The sequence below is a fragment of the Ruegeria sp. BC3 genome (assembly GCF_056539265.1).
In genome coordinates this window covers 1-16,570 of sequence record NZ_JBQFUP010000003.1, presented here as the reverse complement: position 1 = coordinate 16,570, position 16,570 = coordinate 1, and the positions used below count along the sequence as shown (strand labels likewise).

Below are 16,570 nucleotides of genomic sequence, written 5' to 3'. Positions count from 1 at the left end.
ATTCCGACTACCCAAATCCTAGCGGCTGCCCTATAGTTGTGGATAAGTAAGCCGTAGCGCTTACAAATGGAGGCGGAACAAGGGACGAGGAGACGGCGGATGCGCTGCCCGTTTTGCGGAAATATCGACACTCAGGTCAAAGATTCTCGCCCGGCAGAGGATCACGTAGCCATTCGCAGGCGCCGGTTCTGCCCTGCCTGCGGCGGTCGTTTCACGACCTATGAACGTGTGCAACTGCGCGATCTGGTTGTGATCAAGACCAACGGAAAGCGAGAAGATTTCGACCGGGATAAGCTGGAACGCTCGATCCGTATCTCGATGCAGAAACGCCCGATTGAACCCGACCGTATCGACCAGATGATCTCGGGGATCGTGCGCCGTCTGGAAAGCATGGGCGAGACCGATATCCCATCCAGCAAAATCGGCGAGATCGTCATGGAAGCTCTGGCGCGGATTGACACCGTCGCCTATGTTCGCTTTGCGAGCGTATACAAGAATTTCCAGGCGGCCGATGACTTCGAGGAGTTTGTCCACGAACTGCGCCCGCCGCAGCCTTCGACGGACGAGTGAGCGAAACAGATAAGCGATACATGGCGTTGGCCCTGTCCTTGGGGCGACGCGGTCAAGGGACGTGCTGGCCAAACCCTGCCGTTGGTTGCGTCATTGTGCGCGACGGACGCATTGTGGGGCGGGGCTGGACACAGCCTGGTGGTCGACCGCATGCCGAGCCCGTAGCGCTGGCGCAGGCCGGTGACGCCGCACGTGGTTCAACGGCTTATGTGTCCCTGGAACCCTGTTCCCACCATGGAAAGACACCGCCTTGCGCCGAGGCTTTAATCGCCGCCGGGGTGTCACGCGTTGTGTGCGCAATCGAAGACAGCGATCCACGCGTGGCCGGTCAGGGGTTTGCCATGTTACGCGAGGCGGGGATCGAAGTAACGACGGGCGTGCTGGCTGAAGAGGCCGAGCGCGATCTGGCTGGCTTCTTTCTGAAGACCGAACAAAGCCGTCCTTTCGTCACGCTCAAACTCGCCAGCAGTTTCGACGGTCGGATCGCCACGGTAACGGGTCACAGCAAATGGATCACGGGGCCAAAGGCCCGTCGTGCCGTACATGCAATGCGGGCGCGCCATGATGCGGTGATGGTTGGGGCGGGTACGGCTCGCGCCGATGATCCGTCGCTGACCGTTCGGGATATTGGGGTCGAGGCGCAGCCGGTTCGGATTGTGGTCTCGCGCCATATGGACATTCCCTTGATGGGGCAACTGGCGCGCACGGCCAAAGACATACCTGTTTGGCTTTGCCATGGTCCCGGGCCGGACGCCGAACGCGCCCGCGCATGGGAAGGGTTGGGGGCCAAACTGGTGCCCTGCGCGCTGGACGAACACCAGATCGACGCCGCAGATCTTCTGCATCAGTTGGGGCAGGCGGGTCTGACCCGCGTATTCTGCGAAGGTGGGGCTGCCTTGGCGGCCTCGTTACTGGCCGCTGATCTGGTAGACGAGTTGGTCGGCTTCACAGCCGGTCTGGCTATCGGGGCCGAAGGGTTGTCGGCCATTGGGACGCTCGGGCTGGATAAACTGGACGCAGCGCCCCGGTTTGAATTGATCGAGACGCAGGTGATTGGCCCGGACGTCATGCATCGTTGGGCACGAGCCCTGCGCTAACGTCGCCAGACGTGCGCATGGGTCGCGAACGCGCCCTGCAATTTGGACAGTAGGCGAACCACCGGACCGCCCGCGGGTATATTGTTTTGCGCCAGACGCTCGACTGCGACCTCGGCGGGGCAGGGCTCACCAGTGGTTGGGTCCATGTATCGGGGATAGTCGATCAGGGCGGCGTGAACCAAGCCCAACAGGCTGGGCCGTGCGCCGCGCCGCGCCGGAACGTTGCCCAAATCGTTCGTCAGACCCCAGCCGGCATAGAAAGGCGCGCCCAACGTGGTCACGCGAATCCCGCGCATCAAGGCTTCGAACCCCAGCAATGAGGTCATGGTCCAGACCTCCTGAACCTCGGGCAAAAGGGCTGTTGGATCACACTGTGTGGCGACGACATCTGCGAGGTCGGTGTCGTGCAGCTCGCCATCGCGCAAGCGGGCCTCTACATCAGGGTGTGGTTTATAGATCAGAATTGCCTTCGGATTGGCCTCGCGTGCCGCGCGCAAAAGATCAGCATTGGTCCGGACGGTGCTTGTGCCGAGCAGGACCGAGGCGTCGTCTTCGACCTGTCCGGGAACAAGGATGCGGTACCCGTTCGGCAGCTCCGGCGCGCCGCCGCCCAAATTGTATTTGGTGATCCGAGCCGCCACGATCTTTGCGATCAGTTTCTCGGCGCGCAACGCCTGATCGGACCTTAGCGTTTCTCTGGCTGCGATCAGGTCTTCCAACTGGCTGGGATGCGTGGGGTCATAGTAGATGCCCCTATCATCCGTCGTCAGCGAAAGCGGTGGTACCAGGCTGGCCCCCAGCCCACGCGACCGCAGGAAACCGTCCTCAACCCGGACTGCATTTTCAGCAACACGAACCTTGCTGGCCCAGATCATATGAGGACGGTCGGGTTGCGCAGGCTGGTCCTCGGTAAATCGGATCTTTTTCTCGCGTCCGAACATCTGCTGCAGGTGCTTGCGTTTCCACAAGCGCATACCCGAAGCGGTCCAACCCTTATGATCCTGCCGCCAGGCGCGTGTCTGTACCTCAAGCGTATCCAATACTGTTTCCAACTCGCAAAGCTGGTCGCGATATGGGTCGTACCATGTGGGGTAAAGGATCATCGCGGCTGCAAATAACTGTGCGCGCGTCAGGCTGCGCTGGCGGCGCGCCAGCGGGTCTTCGTCCTGTGTCAGCCCCCAACCGGCATAGAATGGTTGACCAAAAACCCGTGGTTTGTGTCCTGCCAGGATCGCCTCGAACCCCATCTGAGAAGACAGGGTATACACGCCAACCGCACCCTCAAGCAGCGCCCATGGGCTAATGGATGAGCTTAGGATGGATACGCGGTCGGATTGGTCCGCCTCGGAGAAATAGCCGGAGCGATGCCCGGCAATCGTGTCGGGATGCCTCTTGATCAGAACGCGGGCGCCTGGGTTTTCCTCTTGCGCCATTACAAGCATTTCCCGGAATCGGGCCACATCACCCTTGCTGGCTGTGACGGCTGCATCGTCGCTGGCCTGATCCACCACGAGCACATAGCCGGGGTCTGGTGGTGGAACACTCAGGTCATAGGCCGAATACTTGCTGAGATGCAGCTCGCGCATCCTCGCGATTCCGCCGCGCGCTCGGTTCAGAAGGGCGGTGTCGTCCAGCGGGTGCGTGGCAAGCAACGTTTCCAGATCAGAGGTTCGCGCAGGGTCGAAATGCAGACCGGACCGGTCCAGCAGCAAGCCCAAGGGGGCTTCTCCGCTGCGTCCGGGATGCAAGGAACGCAGAAAAGCGTCCTCGACCCGCAGAACCGGAAAACTGTGCCGTTCGGCAACGCCCAGGCCGCGATGTGATGTTGGGCTGTTGCCCCAAACCCCCACGATGTCCCCGTCTTTGGGGCGCCCGAGGCGGATGTCGTAACCGGACAGGGACAATATGCGCCGAATACGGCGAGATGTCAGAAAGCCACCATTGTAAACAAGCAGCCGGGTGCGTTCTGACCCGGCTGTTGTTTCAAAAGACATCAGTTGCCCGTCAGCGTGGCGACATTGGCCAGCGGTGTAAGACCACCTGCAATCAGAGAGATGGACTTGGTCCACTGCGCATACGGGGCTTCGGTCACATAGATCGTGTCACCGTCGCGGATCACAAAGTCCCGCGCCACGAACAGCCCGTTAGGAGCTGTCAGGTTCAGCAGATAGATCATGCGCTGATTGCCTTGAAGGCTGGGACGGCCCATGACTTTACGAGCGATGTCCTGACGTTCTTCGCGCAAAACAAAGATTCCGGTTGGGTCCGAAGACAGTGACAGCAGGCCGCCAACCTGCGCCAAGGCTTCAAGGGCCGAAAGGTCCTGAGTATCAAATGCAACGCGGGACTGCCCGCCGGTCGCGCCCAACGCGATGTAGGACCGGCTGTCAGCTTCAACCAGGATGCGGTCGCCACCGCGCAGCGCGACATCCAGCTTGGGATTTCTGAACAGATCTTCGTACCAGACTGTTCCTTTTTGATTGCCTCGGATCAGCGTCACAAGCGCGATGTCCGAGCCAACTGATACGCCACCCGCCTCTGACAGCATGCCTGAAAGGGTGCGGGTCGGAAGTTCAATCGGGTATAGGCCTGGCACCCCAATGTTGCCGGTCAACGAAACAGTTGCGCCACTCCCGGCAGAGCGACGAACCTCGATCTGTGGGTCAGGTGTCTGGTCTTGCAGTTTTTGCGTGATCAACTGACGCAATTGTTCGGGCGTGTTGCCTGCCGCGCGGACACGTCCGGCATAGGGAACAAAAATAAACCCATCATTGTCCACTTGCACTTCATTGAGCGTGGTCGCGGAGCCGACTTCGCCGGACAACAGCCCGTCATCGACGTTTTCCCAGACCGTTAACCCCAAAACGTCCCCGGGACGCACAACATCTGCGGTCAGGCTGGGCGCACTGGTGAAAGAGGATGAAAAGCCGAATTGCGGCACCGCGGATGTGGCCTGGGCTACCCTGTCATCGACCTCGACAACAAAGGCGTTGCCGCCGTTCTCGACAGCTCCTGCCAGAATTTCGTTCTTGTTTGGACCCGATTTGGGAAGCTGACAAGCTGCCAGAAGGCCGAACACGGCCACAAGGGATGCCCCTCGTACCCAACGAAATGGAACGCATTGCACTGCCGTTAATCCTCGGTCGTCTTTTGTTTGCGACAAGTTAGCCTGTTCGATCTACAACATCCAGCACCAACCCACCCGTGTCAGTTGACGATTTTTAACTGTGGCGGTGGTGCCGCGTTATGGGACAACACCTGCTGATAGGGGTCATGATCCTGCAGCATCATATCAGCGGCACGGCGTAGCAGTTGTTTGCGTCCGCGGAGCGAATAAAAGCCGCCGGGTAACTGGCTGGTTTTTAATAGAAACTGGCGATACGACCTATACGCATCGTGGTCGGGTGTATCCGGGTTCGCAAAAAAGTCGGCGATGGATTGTCGGGACACAAATTCCGGTTTGTCATAGACCGATCTGCCGAAACTGCGCAAAGGGATGCCGCGCCACAGAACTTGCTGACCTGCGGTCGAGTTGATGGTCACGGCCGATTTCGCGTCGTCCAGCAATCGCGCGAGTTTGCCGCCGGGCACGTAATGCACTCGATCCGCCACCTGATGTGCGTGGGCGATGTCGCGGGCCTTGCGACGCAAAGGTTCACGATGGTTTTCCAGCGGATGTTCCTTAAGCACCAACCGGTGGTGGCGCGGGGCGCCTTTGGCGAAACCTGAGATCACATGCTCAAGAAAGTCTGCCATGCAGGTGTAATCCGAATGCGCCTGAACCGAACTGTCATGCCCTAGTTGCAATAGGGCCAGGTGATAAGGCGCACCGCTGTGCCGCACGCGAGCAGTGGCCCAAGCCCGCCGAATCCTGTGAAACGGCATCAGTGCAAGGCGTTTGAAATACAAGCGGAACTCTTTGGACACGGGCAGTTCCCGATGCGGTTTGAAGTTGGGATAGCGCTGGTTCAGAAACAGGACGAACCAATGATACAGCGCGCCGTAAAATATGTGCTGCCTCATGTCTCCCCAATGCGACGGAGGCGGTGGGGTCTGCGCGTCCGACTGGTCCAGCGCGCATTGCGTCTGCGCGACATCCAGTTCCATCAGGCGCGAATTTCCGTTTGATCCGGCACGTTCATAGGTCACCCACCAAGGGCGCAGATAGCCTTCCTCGAATACATGGACCGTTACGCCCATGGCGTGGGCGACTTCGATTGCCCGAGAGTGATTTGGGCGGGTATCCCCGTACAACACGATGTCCGTCACGTCGCGCGACCGGATCAACTCTTGCAGCGTGTCCGGCCATTTCTCGGGATCCTTCAAAAACGGGATATAGCTGCGCCGATCGAACCAAAAGGCCTGATCGCCCGCATTGAAGCCCACACGCAGAACGTCAGCTCCGGCCGCGCGCAATGCGCGCGCCAACGCGCTGAAGAAAGGGCCGTGAGGTCCTTGCAGAAACAGGAACAAGCGGCGATGCGAGCCTGCGGTGAGTGATGGCATCCGTGCTGCTCTTTTTGTTTGGTTCCGAAATTATGCCCTTTTGCGCCAATCCCGGCAAGGCAGGGCTTGCTCGCAGGGCTGCATGGGCTTACCTCGATGTGGAAAACTAGGCACAGGTTAAAGACAAAGGGTAAAGGCAATGTTCACAGGGATCATCACCGATATTGGAACGGTCACCGAGTTGGACCAGCAGGGCGATTTGCGGGCTCGGATCAAAACGGATTATGACACTGCGGGTATCGACATTGGCGCATCCATTGCCAGCGACGGTGTATGCCTGACCGTGATCGCCCTGGGCGATGATTGGTATGACGTGCAGATCAGCGCCGAGACGGTTTCGAAAACCAATCTGGACAGCTGGGCGGTCGGCAAACGTGTCAATCTTGAGCGTGCCCTGAAGGTCGGGGATGAGTTGGGTGGCCATATTGTGTCGGGCCATGTCGACGGCGTAGCCGATGTGGTTGCGGTTGAGGATGAAGGCGACAGCACCCGCGTGACCCTGAAGGCACCCGAAGACCTCGCGCGGTTTATCGCCCCCAAGGGTTCCGTTGCGTTGAACGGCACGTCTTTGACCGTCAACGACGTCGACGGCCGCGATTTCGGCATCAACTTCATTCCACACACCAAAGAGGTGACGACCTGGGGCGACGTTTCGGTCGGGGATCGAGTGAACCTCGAGATTGATACTCTGGCTCGCTATGTCGCGCGCCTGAACGAGATGGCCTGACCGCAAGTTTCGACGCCGCGTTTTGGCGATCTGCACCACCAAGTGCTCTGGCTTTTGAGCGCTTGGTGGTCTATCAGCCGTTCAAACATGCTCTTTCGAAAGGCTGCTCTATGAGCTTTGAAACACCCGGCCCGGTCGAGGCCCAGCTGCGCGATGCGATCAGCCCGATTGAAGATATCATCGAAGAGGCGCGCCAGGGCCGGATGTATATTCTGGTCGACCACGAAGACCGTGAGAACGAAGGCGATTTGGTCATTGCCGCCGAGTTCGCGGATGCGGCTGCGATCAACTTCATGGCCACCCACGGGCGCGGCCTGATCTGCTTGCCGATGACCGCGGAGCGCGTCGAAGCGCTTGGCCTGCCGATGATGGCCGTCAACAACTCTTCACGTCACGAAACCGCGTTCACCGTGTCGATCGAGGCACGCGAAGGTGTGTCGACCGGGATCTCTGCCGAAGACCGTGCGCTGACCGTGGCCACTGCGATCAACGAACAGAACACCATGGCTCAAATCGCGACGCCGGGCCATATTTTCCCGCTTCGCGCAAAACGGGGCGGGGTGCTGGTGCGCGCCGGTCATACCGAGGCAGCCGTGGATATCTCTCGTTTGGCTGGGCTAAATCCGGCGGGTGTGATTTGCGAGATCATGAAACCTGACGGAACCATGGCCCGCCTTCCTGATCTGGTCGAGTTCGCCAAAGAGCACGACATGAAAATCGGCACGATCAGCGATTTGATTGCCTACCGGTCGCGAAATGACAATCTGGTCGTCGAAACCTCGCGCCAGACAGTGACTTCTGAATATGGTGGCGTGTGGGAGATGCGCCTGTTCACCGATCAGACCCATGGCATCGAGCATGTCGTTCTGGTGAAGGGAGACATCACCACGCCCGAGCCGGTCCTGACCCGGACCCATGCCTTGCACGAAGCCCCTGACATTCTGGGCCTTGGCCCGAAATCACCGATGGAATTGCCTTGGGCGATGAAAAAGATCGCTGCGGAAGGGCGCGGGGTCGTCTGCTTGTTCCGCGAACCGCGCAATGCGCTGTATGCGGCCGAGGACGAAGGTCCCCGGACCATCAAGCAGACTGGTCTGGGCGCGCAGATATTGTCCAAGATGGGCATTCAGGAACTGGTCCTGCTGACCAATACACCGGAAACGAAATACCTGGGGCTGGACGCATATGGTCTGTCCATCGTCGGTACCCGTTCGATACTTGAGGACAAATAATCGTGGCTGAACAAGACAAACACGGCGTATTGCCGACCCCGACCTTCGACAAGCCGGTTAAACTGCTGATCGTGGTGGCTCCGTTCTATCGCGCGATCGCGGATAACCTTGTCGCGGGGGCCAAGGCCGAGATCGAGGGCGCAGGTGGAACCTGTGAGGTCGTTGAGGTCCCGGGCGCGCTTGAGGTTCCCACGGCCATCGCAATGGCAGATCGTCAGTGCAACTTTGACGGCTATGTCGCGCTGGGTTGTGTTATTCGGGGTGAGACCACGCATTACGAAACGGTGTGCAACGATTCCAGCCGTGCCATCCAGTTGATGGGTCTGCAGGGGCTGTGCATCGGCAATGGTATCCTGACTGTTGAAAACGATGATCAGGCAGAAGTTCGCGCAGATCCCAAAAAGATGAATAAAGGCGGCGGAGCAGCCGCTGCGGCCTTGCATCTGATCGCGCTCAGCCGTAAGTGGGGCTCTTCCAAAAAGGGCGTCGGATTTAAGCCGCCGTCCGAGTCCATCCTTGTGGCGGGCGACAGCAACGGACCCACGACAGCATGACCCAGACCGACGCGCCGAAACCGGCCAACCAGAAACGCCTGATGAAATCCGCCGCCCGGCTTTATGCCGTGCAGGCTCTGTTCCAGATGGAGCAATCGGGCCAGACGACCGAACAGGTTGTGAACGAGTTTCTGGATCACCGGTTCGGCGCTGTCTATGAGGGCGAGGAAATGCTGGACGGCGACATTCGCCTGTTCCGGAAACTGGTCGAAGATGCGGTGAACTATCAGGCCCCCATCGACCAGATGACCGACCGCGCGCTAGTGGCCAAATGGCCCATTGCACGGATCGACCCGACCCTGCGCGCGGCGTTCCGCGCCGCCGGGGCCGAGCTGACCCAAAACGACACACCGCCCAAGGTCGTGATCAACGAATTCGTCGACGTGGCCCGCGCATTTTTCCCGGAAGGCAAAGAGCCGAAATTCGTCAACGCTGTTCTGGATCACATGGCGCGTGAGGCCCAGCCCGAGGCGTTCTGACGCCTTTACGCGGGACTTGCATGCGCTAAACAGAATGAGACATAGCGCAAGGAGTTTCGCCATGCCCAAACTGATCCGGCTGTATATCGCTCAGGTTGCCTGGGGGTTTGTGATTTCCGCGGTGTTTGTCGGTGTTCTTATGGCGCTGAACGTCGCAAATCTGCGCCATCTGATTACAAGCTCGGAAATGGGCTTGATCGCGCTTGGCATGATCTGGTTCATGAACGGGATCGTCTTCGCAGGGGTGCAATTCGCCTATGCCATCATGAGCATGGCCGAAAAGCCGCAGGATCCGCGCAGCGGAACGCCGGTGGCCGCCAAATTCGAGCCCGTGATGGTCAAGGCCGATAACAGCTGATACCTGAATCAGGGTTGGCGGCCTGACCTTTTCACAGCGGTTGCGCGTAAATCGCTTGAATGTCGGAACATGTTACAATCTGATGCCGGCCAAACACAGCAACCGGCAGCGAAAGAAAACATTCTGTGAACACCAGAACTTACGAAGAGGTCGTCGACTCTCGGGCGTTTCGCGAGGATCTTGCAGACCTGAACCATGTCATTGCAGAGGGGCTAAAACGGGCAGGCGAACCTGTCGCCATCAACGGGAACGTCTGCTACGGCCATATGCGCCCGGACTTCCATCTGGGCGATCTGGAACCCGGAATGGAACCCAAGCGACGGGCTCTGCATCTGTTGGCGCAAGACAGTTCCTGTTTTGTTGAGGTCGGCGTCGCCGGGGGACATGCAGCTTTGCTGGCCTTGCACTCCAACCCTGAACTCAAGTTTATTGGGATCGATCTAGGGCAGCGGCTCAGGTCGTCCTGGCCGCCGGTGGACATCTATGTTCCAATTGTTTTCAAATGGTTGGAAGACAGGTTTCCGGGGCGTGTGAAACTGTACATCTCGGACGCCATCGACGGGTTGCGTCAGGCGGCGGCAGAACGACCTTTTGGCCAGATCGACCTGTTGCACCTCGACGCATTGAAGAAAACCAGAATTCAAGAGGTCGAGGCCGTTTGGCCAGGATTGGCCGGGCGCTGCTATCTATTGCAGGGCGACAATAAGAACGGCCATGTTCAGGACAGTTCTGAGAAAATGATCGCGGAGGGGCGGGCACGTCGGGTCACTTCTGCGCAGTTTCAGGATATCCAAAACGCCACCTACGATGTGTTGACGACCGGGCCGGATATTGTCGCGAGCGAGGCCAATTTCGAAAACCTGTTGGGTCAACGGATATTGGTGTGTGTGTGCCATCAGGATGACGAGACGTTGTTTTGCGGATCGACCCTGGCACGCCTGAAGGGAAAGGCAGATGTGACGGTCGCCAGCTTCTTTCGACCCGCGCCCAACCGCCGTGATACAAACACGCGCGAAGCAGCAATGCAGCGAGTATGCGATGCGGTCGGGGCCCGGAGGATTCAGTTTCCCTTTGCCGTCGAGGAGGATCACAGGCGGTTACGGCGCTTTATCAGGATGCCGTCCGAGCCGACGGACAATCCTCCTGAGTTGCTGCGCCCTTTGCGTCGGCATCCTCTATTCGACCTGCTGAGCGGATCGGCCTTTGCCCTGATGCGACAGATTGGGCCGTCGACCATCATCACCCATAATCAAGTGGGAGAGTACGGTCACATCGAACATGTCCTGCTGCACCACGCGGTTCTGCAGGCCGCACAGCGGTACCAGGGCGCAAAGGTTCTAAGCTTTGGTGTCGGGTTGCCCGATGTGGATTTTGTTGTGCCGTCCTGCCCCGAACAGAAGAACCAGTTGTTCGACGAATACATGCCGCAGTGGAAGGGCAGGAATTTGTATGATTTCGCTCTGTCGGATGAGGGGTTTGTGCAACAGGAGCTTTCGGTCGACGACTAGGGTGGTGATGTGGCGGGACCACCAGTCAACCGTGCGGTGTGATTCCCGAGGACCTGTATGTACAGGTGGGCGCCAGGTAATCAGGCCAGGACCTGAACAGAGCCAGCCCCCTCGGAATTGCTTAAGGCCACCAGAATGCTACCAATCACAAGAAGGGCAGAACCCGCCAAGGGCTTAACTAGGGTGCGTCGGGGCTTTGCGCAAGGGGGCTGACCCAACAGTTTCCATTCAATCCGGCGGCGATGTTGTATTGCGCGCTGATTGAGCCTTGGATTTTGTGGAACTCTTGTTCCGCTTGATTTTTGTTCACGAATTGTTCACATTTCCCATATGACACTGGATCTGCAACCCGGACAGAGGCTCGCGCGCGGGGTCTCGCGCCACTTGTTGGCGCATGGCTTTGTATCTGTTGAGGAATTTGTCCCGGCACGCGGTTTGCGCGTGGATGTAATGGGCCTGGGGCCAAAGGGCGAGCTTTGGGTGATAGAGTGTAAGTCCAGCCGAGCCGATTATCTGTCGGATTCCAAGTGGCAGGGCTATTTGGAATGGTGTGACCGTTTTTTCTGGGCGGTCGATACCGAGTTCCCGACCGAGCTGCTGCCGACGGAAACCGGCCTGATCATTGCCGATGCATATGACGCGGAAATTGTCCGTATGGCACCCGAGGACAAGCTTGCTCCGGCGCGGCGGAAGAAGATGATCCAGAAGTTCGCAACAGACACCGCTCGCAGGCTGCAGGCGTTGCGCGATCCCAGACTGTAAGGGTCAGCTTTTGACGGCCCGAGCAGCTTGTGCGGCAGCGCGGATTTCGTCCGCAATCTCTTCGGCTTCTTCGGGATCGAAATCCATCGGTATCTCGATATTGTCGGCCTCGATGAACAGGCGCACCATTCCATGATCGGTCGGGCCGATCTGCAGGTTTGCCTGAATGTCACGTTCGGTGTTGATGCCCATGTTCGCCTCCGGGACTGAACGTTCGTGCTAGCGCGCAAAGGGTTGAGAATCAAGCCGCCTTTGCGGTCTGCTAAGGCATGGATGAGATTCGGATCAGACCTTTCCGCGCTACAGATGCACCTTGGCTGGTTGAACAGCATGGCCGCCTGTATCAAAGGGACGAGGGGTTTGATGACACCTTTGCGCCTTTGGTGGAGGGGATCCTGGCTGAGTTCGTAGCCTCGCATGACCCACAGCGTGAACGCGGATGGATTGCCGAACAGGCAGGTGCGCGGCTGGGCAGTATATTCTGCGTTGCGCTGAACGATCACACCGCGAAACTGCGGTTGTTTCTGCTGCTGCCCGAGGCGCGAGGGCAGGGACTGGGCAAACGGTTGTTGCAGACCTGCATGGCGTTTGCGCGCAGCGCTGGTTACCGCGAAATGGCGCTATGGACCCATGAAAGCCACCGGGCGGCGTGTGGGCTGTACAGGGCGTCTGGCTGGCAGCTGACAGGCAGCAAAAAGGTTCACTCGTTCGGGGTCGATCTTGTCGAACAAAGCTGGAAAATTCGTCTTTAATCCTCTTGCATTCCCCCGGCACGTTCGGTACATCGCCCCTCACGAGTGCCGCCTTAGCTCAGTTGGTTAGAGCGCTGGATTGTGGATCCAGAGGTCCCCTGTTCAAGCCAGGGAGGCGGTACCAATTTTATATCTTAATTTCATTATTTTACGTGGTTAGGCCACTTGATTATCGTAGGGACGTTCACCTAAAGGCAACTCTAAGGCAACTGCGCTACACGAAATGATTGGATTTCTAGCCGCACTTCTTGTGGCGCTATAGCCCAAGGGTTACCAAACTCTCCTGATGCGATGTGTCAAGCGCCGTCGATCACTATGCCACCAGAAGGGACCGAACGCACAAGAATGGTTGGTCAATCTTACGTTATCGCGCGCGAGCGATTGACCTGTGCATACAAACCCAAACCTCCAAACCTGGCAGCAGCTACGAGATGGTTGGAGGCTATTCATCGTCATCCAGCTTTGCCTCAATCACCTTCTGTTGAGCCAATCTCTCTGGAAGGCGGTCGCTGATGTCTTTGAGTCGCTGTGTTGGATTGACGTTCATGCCTACAGTTCCGCTGTGGGTGTGCGTGATGCTAACGCCATCAGCGCGTCCGAATGCTCGGTCCTGAGCTAAGGCCAGCAAGGCAATTTGTTCTTTCCCCGAAAGTTTTCCTGATACAAACTCACCATTCTCATCTCGGCGATTGAAGAGTTCGTCCATCGACAACAGATCGTTCATGCGTTTCACAGCGACCTCGCCGTTCGACTGGATCAACTTTCTTGTCTCTGGGTCCAGCTTGGGTCGCCCACCCGGATTACCAGAATGACCAGGCTTGAAGAGAGGTGTTGGCACAGTAGACTCCTCTGTTCTCAGAAGGTGAAGGCACCAGGTGATAAGTATGTATTTTATATATCGTAATTCGGCATGAGTTGCGAATATTTATGCCTTTTACGGCATGGCTGGGCGGTAGTTTTGTTCGAACGACAGGCACAGCGGACTATTATCGCCAGCGATTGCTATCGTGCCGAGCGATCACTAAATGCAGAAAGTTGGACTGTCTGCTGCCGAAGGACCTCTTAGCGGGGCTTAGCCGTCATCTGAGAAAAACAGTCGGATGACCGAGTCGAGCCCGAACTGCACATTGGTAAAACGCGCAGCACCCGTCATGAAGGGCGGACTGCCGACATTCGCCGCGTCCAAGACCGAAGCCCGAGTCGCGGACGAAACTGCTGTTCGCGGCACAGCAGCGCTGATGGGCTCAACGGAAAATTGCCAAACCGATGCACCAGTCATGGCACGATTGTGATTATCTACCCTTCGATCTAGAGTTCCATTGGAACCCTTTGAAGTGCGGGCCGAAGCTATGATGACATTACCTATTTTGGAAGCCGCGCTTTGGTTCCTAATCCCTGCGTTGTTTGCGATGATCGCGCATTGGGGTGCGCATGCGCTGTTTCCGAATAAGCCATCAGAGGAGACACTGGATGCAGCCAAATGGGGGGCTGTCAGGATCGGTGCCGTTCATGCCCTTATTCTTGCGCTCGCCTTTTCCAGCGTGCGATCAGAATACAATGAACTTGGGGAAAGCATAGACAACGAGGCATTGGCGATCGAGCAACTCTATCGCCAACTTCAGGAGTTCGGCACCGATGAATCTGAAGCGATTCGAGAAGACTTGGAGCGCTATACCCGGCTGGTCGTGAATGAGGAATGGCCGAGTATGGCGACGGGAAGACCGCTGGAAGAGGCGGATTTGCTGGTCGATGCGATTTATCGTCAGATCATTGTGCTGGCGGATAACGCGGAAAGATCGAATTCGGCGTCAGCGATGTTGAACGACATAAACGACATAGAAAACGAACGCGGTCAGCGCAGTTTCGATATCGAGGAGCCGATCAGCCCGATGTTTTGGATGATTGCGGTTGTCGGGCTTGTTTTGACCTGCCTGTCGTTTTTTCCGACGCCGCATGGACTGCTGCGCTCGTCGTTTCTGGGTATGTTCGCGGGAATGAATGGATTAGTGTTCTTTGCCATCATTGGTTTTTCACACCCTTTTTCGACCGCATTCCCTATCCAGCCAACGCCGTTTTTAGAAGTTCTGCAGCGGACTATCGAAACCGCTCAGTGACCGGAATCACTTCACAGGCCTCGCCACCACGAGTCCGACCAGCCGGGCCACGATCACCGCGAGGTAAAACTGCCCGATCAGCGCCTGAACCACCGCAAGGCTCGCAATGCGGGCGTTTTCGGGCGCAATGTCACCGTATCCGAGCGTTGTCATGGTCACGAAGCTGAAATAGGTGGTGACGAAGGCCGCCAGATCCGGGTCGCTCTCGGCGAATCCAAGCTCAAGGGACACGTCGCCGAGCCCGACCAGATTGTAGATCGCGGCGAAGGTGAACCCGATGAGCAGATAAACACTGAGAGCGTTGGCAACCACTCTCCAGTTCACGTCACCGGTTGTTCTAAAAATCTTCTCAAGTAATCCGATGGCAAGGGTCAACGAGAACAGCAGGTCAAAGATGATCGCAAGCCGCTCGAAAGCCGGGAGCATGTCGCTCGACATCGTGTCCAGAATGAAGGAGAGCAGCCCGAATGCCACCACGGCGACGAATGTGACGCGGCGGGTCGATGCCGCCGCCGCGGCAACAACGATGAGAAGCAGAAAAACGCCCTCAAAGGTCTGCTCTGAGACTTGAGTTCCCAAAAAGAACGGCCACCAAAGCAACGTCAAAAGCAGACATAAGGGGAGCAGCAGTTCTCCCCAGACCGCAATCGACGGATGATGATGGATTATCGGCTTCATTGTACAAGCTTAAATCTCACGAAGGTAAAGCGCGAGACCAATTTCCGAAGTGCGTACTTGGGCTGCGAACGCTGTCATTCCAAAGAAATGGCAGTCATACTCGCAAGGAGGAGGCGAGGGTTGTGTTGCAAATTTTTGGAACGATCAGAGTAAGCGTCTTACCAGGCACACCTATCCTGCCGTCTAAGCAAACACCCGAAAGCCAGAGGTAGCTGCGCTGGAGAATTGCTTCTTTCGGATCATGTTGGCGACCTCGATACCATCCAGCGTAGCGGACGCGGATGCGAGGGATTTGAACCCACACATATGTCGAACACGCCGTTTTATCAACCGATGATCCTGCTCGATCATGTTATTCAAAAATTTGGACCTGATTGTCTGCACCTTGGCTTGGCAACCAAACCGCTTCAAAATCCTCTTCACTTCTCGAATACCGGCTGCGTTGGCTCCGCTCTTATCGATGAGGACTTTGTCTGGGATTCCGTTTGAAGACAGCGCTTTGGCAAAGAATCTGGTTGCTGCGGGACCGTTCCTTCGCTCGGACAGCATAAAATCAAGGGTGTTTCCCGCTTTGTTGACGGCCCGTTAGAGATACACCCACTTACCGCGCACACGGAGGTAGGTTTCGTCCACTCTCCAGGATTTCTGTGTTGGGCGCTTTTTCGATTGCGCGCGCAGCGATCATCGGCGAATATTTTACAACCCATCTATTCAACGTGGCGTGATCGACGGAAACGCCCCGTTCAGCCATAATTTCTTCAAGGTCGCGATAGGAAAAAGTGTAGCGCAGATAGAAAACCACAGCGTACAAATCCACATCCTTCGCGAAGTGGCAGCCTTTCAAAGAAACCAATCTGAAACCTGCTCGCGATTGATTTGAAAGCGACAAGCACCAGAGCACGCGATTTCGTCAACCTCGGTCAAAATTCGCGACACAACCCCTTCAAAGCGTTAACGACATATCTACGAAATTTTCGTATCTAGAGGCGTTTTTAGACGAGGCTTGCACCACGATTGCGGACCTCGCGCTATACTAACAAGGTTCTACAATGCCTAAAGCGTCCCGCCGAAAACCTGAATCGTTGGGATTCCCTTGAAGCTTGATCTGTGATTCATCCTGTTTGGGAGGATGGATCATGTCATGTCTTTGCCCCGTAAAATTGGGCCACTACTTTGGTCGAGAGGGGGGAACAAGGGATGGCTCGGAAGCGATACTCGGACGAAGACATTCTG

General features: G+C 57.2%; 18 protein-coding genes, 1 tRNA gene and 1 pseudogene. 13 read left to right on the top strand and 7 right to left on the bottom strand.

Features of this window, described 5'->3' with window-relative positions; translation table 11 throughout:
* Positions 1–99 precede the first annotated feature (99 nt).
* Positions 100–570: a transcriptional regulator NrdR gene (gene nrdR / locus ACR0MV_RS09045; RefSeq protein ID WP_170324479.1), complete on the top strand. Its 471-nt coding sequence runs from the start codon at positions 100–102 to the stop codon at positions 568–570.
* Positions 567–1,667 (top strand): bifunctional diaminohydroxyphosphoribosylaminopyrimidine deaminase/5-amino-6-(5-phosphoribosylamino)uracil reductase RibD, encoded by a 1,101-nt coding sequence (ribD, locus tag ACR0MV_RS09040; protein ID WP_480701883.1) that lies wholly within the window; start codon positions 567–569, stop codon positions 1,665–1,667. Before nrdR ends, ribD begins: the two co-directional genes overlap by 4 nt.
* Here ribD and ACR0MV_RS09035 read toward each other — a convergent pair.
* The 3 genes from ACR0MV_RS09035 to ACR0MV_RS09025 form a co-directional block, all read right to left on the bottom strand.
* Entirely contained in the window at positions 1,664–3,661 is a 1,998-nt protein-coding gene (locus ACR0MV_RS09035; RefSeq protein WP_480701882.1) for a capsular polysaccharide biosynthesis protein, read from the bottom strand. The two genes, ribD and ACR0MV_RS09035, sit on opposite strands and share 4 nt — an antisense overlap.
* Entirely contained in the window at positions 3,661–4,794 is a 1,134-nt protein-coding gene (locus ACR0MV_RS09030) for a polysaccharide biosynthesis/export family protein (protein ID WP_480701881.1), read from the bottom strand. The genes ACR0MV_RS09035 and ACR0MV_RS09030 overlap by 1 nt, the downstream gene beginning before the upstream one ends.
* A gap of 80 nt (positions 4,795–4,874) precedes the next feature.
* Complete coding sequence (locus tag ACR0MV_RS09025; protein ID WP_480701880.1) at positions 4,875–6,173, bottom strand: capsule biosynthesis protein; 1,299 nt, start codon at positions 6,171–6,173, stop codon at positions 4,875–4,877.
* Between the two features lie 139 nt (positions 6,174–6,312).
* Between ACR0MV_RS09025 and ACR0MV_RS09020 the strand changes: the two genes are divergently transcribed.
* The 7 genes from ACR0MV_RS09020 to ACR0MV_RS08990 all read left to right on the top strand — a co-directional run bounded on the left by ACR0MV_RS09020 (position 6,313) and on the right by ACR0MV_RS08990 (position 11,793).
* Positions 6,313–6,900, top strand: coding sequence for a riboflavin synthase (locus ACR0MV_RS09020; RefSeq protein ID WP_480701879.1), 588 nt, complete (start codon positions 6,313–6,315; stop codon positions 6,898–6,900).
* Between the two features lie 110 nt (positions 6,901–7,010).
* Positions 7,011–8,132 carry a 3,4-dihydroxy-2-butanone-4-phosphate synthase gene (ribB, locus tag ACR0MV_RS09015; RefSeq protein ID WP_480701878.1) on the top strand — a complete coding sequence of 374 codons (1,122 nt, stop codon included), beginning with the start codon at positions 7,011–7,013 and terminating at the stop codon, positions 8,130–8,132.
* Positions 8,133–8,134: 2 nt separating this feature from the next.
* Positions 8,135–8,686, top strand: coding sequence for a 6,7-dimethyl-8-ribityllumazine synthase (locus ACR0MV_RS09010; protein ID WP_475204160.1), 552 nt, complete (start codon positions 8,135–8,137; stop codon positions 8,684–8,686).
* Positions 8,683–9,165, top strand: coding sequence for a transcription antitermination factor NusB (gene nusB / locus ACR0MV_RS09005; RefSeq protein ID WP_170422055.1), 483 nt, complete (start codon positions 8,683–8,685; stop codon positions 9,163–9,165). Before ACR0MV_RS09010 ends, nusB begins: the two co-directional genes overlap by 4 nt.
* Before the next feature lie 61 nt (positions 9,166–9,226).
* Entirely contained in the window at positions 9,227–9,523 is a 297-nt protein-coding gene (locus ACR0MV_RS09000; protein WP_480701877.1) for a hypothetical protein, read from the top strand.
* Between the two features lie 125 nt (positions 9,524–9,648).
* A complete protein-coding gene (locus ACR0MV_RS08995) occupies positions 9,649–11,031 on the top strand; it encodes a PIG-L family deacetylase (RefSeq protein WP_480701876.1) in 1,383 nt (460 codons plus the stop codon).
* A 330-nt stretch (positions 11,032–11,361) separates the two neighbouring features.
* Entirely contained in the window at positions 11,362–11,793 is a 432-nt protein-coding gene (locus ACR0MV_RS08990; protein WP_480701875.1) for an MmcB family DNA repair protein, read from the top strand.
* Positions 11,794–11,796: 3 nt separating this feature from the next.
* On the opposite strand, the gene ACR0MV_RS08985 is transcribed toward ACR0MV_RS08990, so the two are convergent.
* Positions 11,797–11,985 (bottom strand): DUF6324 family protein, encoded by a 189-nt coding sequence (locus tag ACR0MV_RS08985; protein WP_209224730.1) that lies wholly within the window; start codon positions 11,983–11,985, stop codon positions 11,797–11,799.
* 77 nt (positions 11,986–12,062) lie between these two features.
* Between ACR0MV_RS08985 and ACR0MV_RS08980 the strand changes: the two genes are divergently transcribed.
* Both ACR0MV_RS08980 and ACR0MV_RS08975 read left to right on the top strand, forming a co-directional pair.
* Positions 12,063–12,545 carry an N-acetyltransferase family protein gene (locus tag ACR0MV_RS08980; protein ID WP_480701874.1) on the top strand — a complete coding sequence of 161 codons (483 nt, stop codon included), beginning with the start codon at positions 12,063–12,065 and terminating at the stop codon, positions 12,543–12,545.
* 47 nt (positions 12,546–12,592) lie between these two features.
* Positions 12,593–12,669 (top strand) — tRNA-His (locus ACR0MV_RS08975).
* 318 nt (positions 12,670–12,987) lie between these two features.
* On the opposite strand, the gene ACR0MV_RS08970 is transcribed toward ACR0MV_RS08975, so the two are convergent.
* Positions 12,988–13,383, bottom strand: coding sequence for a hypothetical protein (locus tag ACR0MV_RS08970; RefSeq protein WP_480701873.1), 396 nt, complete (start codon positions 13,381–13,383; stop codon positions 12,988–12,990).
* Positions 13,384–13,645: 262 nt separating this feature from the next.
* Here ACR0MV_RS08970 and ACR0MV_RS08965 point away from each other — a divergent pair, with 262 nt between their 5' ends.
* Both ACR0MV_RS08965 and ACR0MV_RS08960 read left to right on the top strand, forming a co-directional pair.
* Complete coding sequence (locus ACR0MV_RS08965) at positions 13,646–13,837, top strand: hypothetical protein (protein WP_171722200.1); 192 nt, start codon at positions 13,646–13,648, stop codon at positions 13,835–13,837.
* 27 nt (positions 13,838–13,864) lie between these two features.
* Entirely contained in the window at positions 13,865–14,659 is a 795-nt protein-coding gene (locus tag ACR0MV_RS08960; RefSeq protein ID WP_171722199.1) for a bestrophin-like domain, read from the top strand.
* Between the two features lie 6 nt (positions 14,660–14,665).
* Here ACR0MV_RS08960 and ACR0MV_RS08955 read toward each other — a convergent pair whose 3' ends face one another.
* On the bottom strand, positions 14,666–15,337 hold the full coding sequence (locus ACR0MV_RS08955; RefSeq protein WP_170390285.1) for an ion channel: 672 nt from the start codon (positions 15,335–15,337) through the stop codon (positions 14,666–14,668).
* Positions 15,338–15,520: 183 nt separating this feature from the next.
* Positions 15,521–16,190, bottom strand: a pseudogene (locus ACR0MV_RS08950) (IS6 family transposase).
* Between the last annotated feature and the right edge of the window lie 380 nt (positions 16,191–16,570).